Annotated in this window: 8 protein-coding genes; 4 read left to right on the plus strand and 4 right to left on the minus strand. The window is 43.3% G+C overall.

The annotated features are described in order from the left end of the window. Nucleotides 1–268: 268 nt before the first annotated feature. The 3 genes from AC1DWN_RS22815 to AC1DWN_RS22825 all read left to right on the plus strand — a co-directional run bounded on the left by AC1DWN_RS22815 (nucleotide 269) and on the right by AC1DWN_RS22825 (nucleotide 4,057). A complete protein-coding gene (locus AC1DWN_RS22815) occupies nucleotides 269–2,092 on the plus strand; it encodes a DEAD/DEAH box helicase (protein ID WP_477561196.1) in 1,824 nt (607 codons plus the stop codon). Further along, nucleotides 2,089–3,036, plus strand: coding sequence for a YqhG family protein (locus AC1DWN_RS22820; protein ID WP_477561197.1), 948 nt, complete (start codon nucleotides 2,089–2,091; stop codon nucleotides 3,034–3,036). Before AC1DWN_RS22815 ends, AC1DWN_RS22820 begins: the two co-directional genes overlap by 4 nt. A gap of 199 nt (nucleotides 3,037–3,235) precedes the next feature. After that, nucleotides 3,236–4,057 carry a hypothetical protein gene (locus tag AC1DWN_RS22825; protein ID WP_477561198.1) on the plus strand — a complete coding sequence of 274 codons (822 nt, stop codon included), beginning with the start codon at nucleotides 3,236–3,238 and terminating at the stop codon, nucleotides 4,055–4,057. Here AC1DWN_RS22825 and AC1DWN_RS22830 read toward each other — a convergent pair. Continuing rightward, complete coding sequence (locus AC1DWN_RS22830; RefSeq protein WP_477561199.1) at nucleotides 4,048–4,242, minus strand: YqzE family protein; 195 nt, start codon at nucleotides 4,240–4,242, stop codon at nucleotides 4,048–4,050. The genes AC1DWN_RS22825 and AC1DWN_RS22830 overlap by 10 nt on opposite strands. Nucleotides 4,243–4,371: 129 nt before the next feature. Between AC1DWN_RS22830 and AC1DWN_RS22835 the strand changes: the two genes are divergently transcribed. Continuing rightward, nucleotides 4,372–5,076: an N-acetylmuramoyl-L-alanine amidase family protein gene (locus tag AC1DWN_RS22835; protein WP_477561200.1), complete on the plus strand. Its 705-nt coding sequence runs from the start codon at nucleotides 4,372–4,374 to the stop codon at nucleotides 5,074–5,076. Here AC1DWN_RS22835 and AC1DWN_RS22840 read toward each other — a convergent pair. From AC1DWN_RS22840 to AC1DWN_RS22850, 3 genes are all read right to left on the minus strand, one after another. Continuing rightward, the gene (locus AC1DWN_RS22840) at nucleotides 5,041–5,955 is read right to left on the minus strand and encodes a divergent polysaccharide deacetylase family protein (RefSeq protein WP_477561201.1); all 915 of its coding nucleotides are present in this window, start codon (nucleotides 5,953–5,955) and stop codon (nucleotides 5,041–5,043) included. The genes AC1DWN_RS22835 and AC1DWN_RS22840 overlap by 36 nt on opposite strands. 181 nt (nucleotides 5,956–6,136) lie before the next feature. Beyond that, on the minus strand, nucleotides 6,137–7,195 hold the full coding sequence (locus AC1DWN_RS22845) for a zinc-dependent alcohol dehydrogenase (protein WP_477561202.1): 1,059 nt from the start codon (nucleotides 7,193–7,195) through the stop codon (nucleotides 6,137–6,139). 13 nt (nucleotides 7,196–7,208) lie between these two features. Continuing rightward, a partial coding sequence (locus AC1DWN_RS22850) for a zinc-binding dehydrogenase (RefSeq protein ID WP_477561203.1) occupies nucleotides 7,209–7,685 on the minus strand: 477 nt, incomplete at its 5' end.

The raw sequence follows: 7,685 nt of genomic DNA on the forward strand, positions 1-7,685 counted from the left end.
ATTCCTCCTCTATTCCCTGCGCACCAAACATATGTATCCTACAACACGCCAAAAGCACAATATGTTGTGTGGTAAAATCATTATACTACACTACATATAGATAAACACATTCAAATTTGTCTAAATTGTTTAGACTGATCCGCTTACATGCCTTCTCTCACGATTATGCTTGTCCATACTCTATTTTAGAAGGCTTCTTATTAATCTCTTATGAAAAGGCAATACTACATACAACTTATCCCTTATATCGCAGAAGGAGCTGATCTTAATGTCATTTAATACTACACCACAAGCTGCTTCAGCTGAGACAAGTTCAGCGATAGCAAGCCGCAAGCTGCATCCGCTTGTTGATTTACAGTATGATCGCACATGGTTTGAAGAGCTGCAAAACCGTACAACTCGAGGAGGCGCTTGGGACGATTGGACCTTGTTTCAGCTCGCAATGGAAGCGGAACAGTCGAAACGAATTGAAAGCTTTGATCAGTTGCAATGCTTACGAACACTTCCAGCATTCGAGCCGATGCCACATCAAATTAGTACAGCGCKTAAAGTCGTACACGAAATGGGTGGTCGTGCTATTTTGGCAGACGAAGTTGGTCTGGGCAAGACAATAGAAGCTGGGCTTATCTTAAAAGAGTATATGGTTCGCGGTTTAGCCAAGCGCGTATTAATTCTCGTGCCTGCATCGCTAGTGCTTCAATGGGTACGAGAGCTGAATCAGAAATTTGGAATATCCGCAGTTGCTCAGAAAAAAGCACACACTTGGGGATATGATGTCGTCGTCGCCTCAATAGATACAGCCAAGCGCGATCCGCATCGTGAGCTCGTTCTCGGCATTGATTATGATCTAATCATTATCGATGAGGCGCATAAGCTCAAAAATAAAAAAACAACGAATTACCAGTTTGCTAATATTTTGCGCAAAAAGTATTGTCTTTTACTCACAGCAACGCCCATTCAAAATGATATGGATGAGCTATTCAATCTCATTACGCTTTTAAAACCTGGCCAGCTGGGTGGACAAAGTGACTTTGCCGCTAACTTTGTCGTCGATAAACGTGTACCTAAAAATGAAGAACAGCTGCATGAAGCATTATCGGGCGTAATGATTCGCAATCGCCGAGGTGATGGTGGCATTCACTTCACGAAGCGTATTGTGAAGAACATCCCGCTCAATCTTTCCGAGGAAGAAAAGGCACTATATGACGCYGTCACTGGCTTTGTGAAAGAGCGATATGACGAGAGTGGCGGAGACTTAACTAGTATGCTCTCACTTGTCACACTTCAGCGCGAAGTTTGTAGCAGCCGTGATGCCGTGTTCTTAACTCTAGTCAATCTTTTCAAGAAAACATCTGAGGATTCACCGATGCGTCCGAAAATTTGGGAGCTTGTCGAGAAGATTCGCAGCATTAAAGCAAATACGAAAGCAGAGAAAGCAATGGAGCTTGTCAAGGAAATGAATGACAAGGTCATTATTTTCACTGAGTATCGAGCAACGCAAGAGTATTTGCTGCAGTTTTTCCGTGCGCAGAATATGATTGCTGTTCCCTACCGCGGCGGAATGAACCGTGGTAAAAAGGATTGGATGATGGACTTATTTCGCGGTCGAGCTCAAATCCTTATTGCAACGGAGGCCGGAGGCGAAGGCATAAACCTACAATTTTGCCACCACATGATCAACTTTGATTTGCCATGGAATCCAATGCGGGTGGAGCAGCGAATTGGACGTGTTCACAGACTAGGTCAAACGGAAGATGTGAAAATATACAATTTATGTACAATCGGTACGATTGAAGAGCATATCGTCGGTTTGCTGCATGAAAAAATCAATTTGTTCGAACTTGTCATTGGTGAGCTCGATCATATTTTGGAACGCTTTGAGAAAAGTGATGGTTCGATAGAAAAGAAACTTGCTCGTCTGCTGTTGGAAGCAAGTAACGATAACGAGTTGAAGCAAAAAATTAATCACTTGGGATCCTCACTCAGCCGTATACGTGACGAAGTTAAAACCAGTGATGTTATGGCAGAAGCAGCTCCAAATCTCATTGTTAATTTTGATTCGCTTGGACAAACGGTGGAGGTGAGGCCATGAACGAGAAACAGGTGCATAAGTTTGTAAATCGTTTTTTGGAAGCTACTGAATGCTCTATTCTGGAGAAATCACCTTCGCATTTCACTGTTAAGTTATCCCCCTACGCCGATCGGGAACTAACAAATCGCCCTTACTATTGGAGCTTTGTAGATCGGTTAGGTTCAGAACCAGAAACGATGACCTTCTTATTTGTTACGGACAAACAAAAATATGATGCGGACATTGAACTAGAGACAGTAAAGAAAGCTGAGACTGTCGTTACAGAAGCTGATGCTGCAGTAAATGCTGCGCTCGGACGTTCATTAGGATTTGTCCACGGAAGCTTAGCCGCACCTGCACGTGTGAATCGTGAAGACTTATTTTTCGGAGCGCGCAGGCTCGATCAGCTGTTTGATGCCGCTAAGGCAAAGGGCAGTTACGTCAATTTGTTCCAAGAGCCAGATAAGCGGAGTAATACGCCTTACAGCTCTACTCCCTATACGGCTTGGCTTGGTGTTAACTTGCGAGTCGAGTTTGCGTGCGATCAGAAGCGTGAGGAAATTCATAGCTTTGGAGTATCACTGGCAACCGGTCAATGTGTTGAACAATTTTATGACCGTTTGTTAACTCACAAGCTGACTCCACGTCTTCCCTCTAATATTCATATTACGAAAAATGGCATCTCTTACAATAAAGCTCTCGGAATTGTGGAGCAAGCACTAGAGCGCAAGCTGCGAGCTTATGATTACAGCTGGGCCGAATCGGCCTCCACTAGACTTGAGGATGAACTTGATCGAGTCAAGTCGTATTATGAACCGTTGGTTGATCATGCGACAGAGGAAACAAAGCCCGTCATTCAAGAGCAATTCACACAGCGACAAGCTGAGATACGCTGGCAGTATGAGCCTAGAGTGACCTCATCCGCCATAAATTGCGGCATCTTTCATTTGGAAGGCATCGACTGACAAGCATTAGACGTTATCTGTTGCCATACGTCAAAAAACGGCGGTCTAATGACCGCCGTTACGCGACAGGTTGTAACAGCCTTCTTAAAGCTTGTCCAATACAATGGAACAGAGGTGATCGAACATGCGAAAACAATTATTGAGAGTCATAGCAGCTTGTCTACTGAGCACTGTTTTACTTTATTCCGGAGGAATTAAGATGCAGCCTACCACTGCGGCTGCAACAAATATGGAGAAGGCTAATCAGTCGGTTCAGCAGTTGGCTGAGCGTTGGGTTAAAGAGCTTGCTGCAGAGCCCCAATTTGTGAAATGGAAGCAAGCAAAGCTGAGCATCACTCCGCTCGGTCCTGGTACACATAGCTGGCTTGTCCTTGTTAATCAGAAAGAGCAAATTGTTGGATATATGGTCATTAACGCTCTTGATCAAGGTGGGTATCAGCTTGGTGAGTACGGTATAGGGAGCGATTCGCCCTTCAAAACACAAACAATGCAGCGATCCATCAAGCAGCTTGAACTGCTTCAACCTGCTAATCAAATAGAAGCTATTTATATTAACCCCCTGCTCGCTGCTTGGAAAGTGACAACAAATCAAGAAATATATTTTACTGATGCAATAACTGGTGAACAACTGCCTGATGAGGCAAAAGGTTCGATCGATGCAAGCAAAATGCCGCTGAGCACAAACACATTAAAGCAATTCCCAGCTAAGTCGAAACTTTCAAAAAATGTTACATTAGCCTCCTTTGATCCTTATGGAAAAATGCCCTGGTTAACTAAAGAACCACTTCAGATAAATGCCAAAACTAATTCCTCGTTGTTAATTAAAATGAACAGCAAAGAACAGCTCCGCTATACAGCTGAACTGTTCGATGGACAAATGCTGTATGTGTGGTCCGTTGCAGGGTACCACAAATGGGACAATGGCTTTATTTATATCGCTCTAGAAAATAATGAAGACGGATCCGATCGCAGATATTTACCAATTAATCTTTTAGTGGATAATGGTGAATTTTACCGATGACGCTCTGTTCGACCACGCCACCAAAGTATGACACTTATTGGACCCCAGCCAAACCAACGCGTCAACCATGGCTCTCTACTTGCTCTGGCTGACGTTTTTATTTGCTTACGTTCATCCCGCGGTGTTTCAATATACGTGATAAATCGCTCTGTTACATATTTAACATATTCATCGCCTTTTGCCATTTGCAACACCCTCCATGCTTAATAAGATGTTATAAGGTTGCCCCGCTTTACCCGAATCTAAACATGCATGAGTTTCCCTCAAAACAGCCACGCTAATGGTACACCTAAGTGTTTGGAGGAATATTTGTTATGCTGCGAAAAATCCTATTGGCTTTAAACTGTTTGCTGCTTGCCGCATTCGCCAATATTACAACGGCCTCAGCTGCGGAATGGCCGCTTCTGCCGGTTGCTTCCGATGACTGGGCATTGCCATCTACAACAGTTATTATTGACGTTGGACATGGCGGCATCGATGGCGGAGCTTCATCTGGTGATTTACTGGAGAAGGATATTAATTTAGCTATCGCTAAAAAGTTATATCTCTTATTGCGAAGCCAAGGTATTCCAGCGGTGATGAATCGTACAAGTGATTATGCCTTAAGTGAGGATAACCGCTGGCATAATAGTCGTTCCAGACATTTGAAGGATTTGTCACATCGACGTCAATTAACAGAAGAAATTGAAAGCGAGCTGCTCGTAAGTCTACATGTTAATTCAGCCAAAAACAGATCAAAAAGCGGGCCACTCGTTCTGCATCAGCTCCAAGGAGAAAGTGCCTTGCTTGCCTTTTGTATACAAGATGCGCTTAACAGACAGCAAAATACAGCTTTCCTCCCAAGAGAAGGAAAGCCGTTTTATTTACTGAAACGCGTTCATCAGCCAGCTGTTATTGTCGAGATGGGTTTTATAAGCAGTGAAGCAGATCGAGCCATGCTAACAGATTCTCGCAAGCAACTGGATATCGCAAGTGCAATTGCCTCAGGAATTCGGCAGTATAAATGGATCACTCACTGATGGACGAATAAGCTCTGATAATTTTACGAATTGTACGTTCGGCTGCAGCGCAGGTATCGATTGCTTTAGGACAGATGCTGTCTTGTCTCCATACACGCCTACATGTCCAATTGTGATGCAGCTGACGTGTGATTCTAAATGCTTGCGAAGTACATCAATTTGTTTAGTAATATGTTGAATCGTGTGAATATCATCTAGAAAAACATCATTCGATACAATTGGAACATCCAGCTCTGCCGCAATTTTTGGTACAACCGTCCAGTAAGAGGTACGGCTATCTAGGAAAAATAAGCCATTCTCCTTGCAAACACGAAGAATTATTCGCATCATTCGTTCGTCTGAAGTTACCTTAGACCCCATATGGTTGTTCATACCGATAGCATGTGGAACATCACGTATAGCTTCTTCTAAACGTTGGCGTACTTCCGCATCTGTTAAATCAACCGTCAACGCACCTGGTCCAAGCCATTTCTTCGAGCCCTTATTTGGCTCCATCGGCATATGAATAATGACATCATGACCGAGACGGTGAGCCTCTTCAGCATCCTGCTTCGTTGTCGGCATAAAAGGCATAATCGCTGCTGTAAACTTGACTGGCAGCTTCATCATTTCATCCGTGCCTTTCATGTCATTGCCAAAATCATCGATTACAATCGCTAAGGTGCGCTTTTGTTGCTGTTGATCAGGCGCTGAGATTATTTCAGCGGATGTTGAATCTACAGTTTCTACAGCTACGCGTGCTTCCGCTACTCCGCTTCCCAAACATAAGGTCATAGTTAAGCACATTGTAGAGGCCAACCGGATGAATGACCTAGCTTTAAATTGCGACGACTTGTTCACGCAGTTTTTATTAGTTGTATCGTGTTGCTCACACATCATTACTCCACCTCTTTCTATCCTTTATCATTTGTGAAATTGAGGTAAAATATGCTCAATATCTCTATTCCCTCCTTTCACACAAAAAAGCACACCTCCAACTGTTTTTAGAAACAGATGGATAGTGTGCCGCTTATGTGTTATAAAGTTCCTACTAGATCACTAGATTAAACACGTTGAGGACTCATGTATAGGTTAAGATAATTTTAGAGGCTTCCTTGTTCTTTACTAATTCAAACGCTTTGTCCCACTCGGATAATTTCATCTTATGGGTAATTAAACTTTTCAAATCAAGTTTACCAACCTCAAGTAGCTTCAAACAATTTTTCCAGGAAACATAGTCATAACCAAAATGCCCTTTAACGGTAATGCCCTTGTTCAGAAGGGGATCAAGGGAAAAATCAGGTGTGTGATGATCAAACCCTATTCTATTTATACTACCACCTGGCCGTACAATCTCCATCCCTTCCTTCAGTACGGAATTGGGACCCGCGCAATCCACAACCAAAGCTACAAGCTCTCCCTTCGTAATCTCCTTCACTTTCTCTACAACATCTAGCTGATCGTAGCAAATGATATGGGTAGCGCCGAGTTTCAATGCAATGTCAAACCTATTATTGTTACGTGATGAAGCAACAGCAATGATATTAGCTGCTCCCGCCAATCGAGCGATCTGAATAGCAAACAACCCAAGAGGACCTACCCCATATACAACAATATCTTCGCCAGGCAGAAATTGCGACTCTTGAACAACAGCCTTATAAGCGTTGCATACAGGATCTAGAATCGCGGCCTCCTCAAAAGATACTTGTTCAGGAATAGGGAATAAACAATTGGGATTTTTCTGTAAAATATCGCCGCTAATTTTCACAAATTGGGTAAATCCTCCGTCCATGCCATAACCGAGTCCTCGACGTTCTGGACAGATTAAATAATCTGCCGTTGAACAGGCGTAGCATTTACCACAAACATACCCGGTATTATCTGAAACGACTCGATCTCCTACTTTCCAAGCTGAAACCTTACGACCAACTTTAGATACAACTCCAGAAAATTCATGTCCCAAAATAACTGGGGGATTGAGATGTTCAGGGTGTTCACCATTATCGTAAGCGATATCTGATCCACATACACCAGCTGCTTTTACCTCGATGAGTAAATCATGATCCCCGATTTCAGGAATAGGAACATCGCGTAGTTCCGTTTCACCTTTCCCATATCCAAACTTCACCAATGCCTGCATCCTAATTACCTCCCTATGCCGACTCTATCGATTGACCATTGGGATAAACGATCGTTTTAACACTGGTGCTTTTGTTTGTCGACGCATTTGACATCGCTTCCTGTGTGTCTTCTAGGTTGTATCTATTAGTAATCATTGCATTCACATCGGCTACGCCTGAAGATAAAAATGTAATCCCTTGAGGATACGTATTGGCATAACGAAATACTCCATATATATCGATTTCATTATCGGCTATAAAGGGAACATTGAGAGCGATCTCATCCTGTGGAGGTAGACCAATGATGGATAGCTTGCCCCCTCGCCGTAACACGGCTAATCCATTTTGTAATGCTTTGGGATTTCCGGCGGTCTCGAATACCACATCGACCCCTAAGCCACCTGTCAACACTTTGATTTTCTTAACGGGATCTTCCTCACGAACATTAATCGCATGCGTAGCGCCCAGTTTGACAGCCGCATCCAATCGTATCGGTTCTAGATCTGCTAC

Source organism: Paenibacillus sp. P4_A7, from assembly GCF_056402455.1.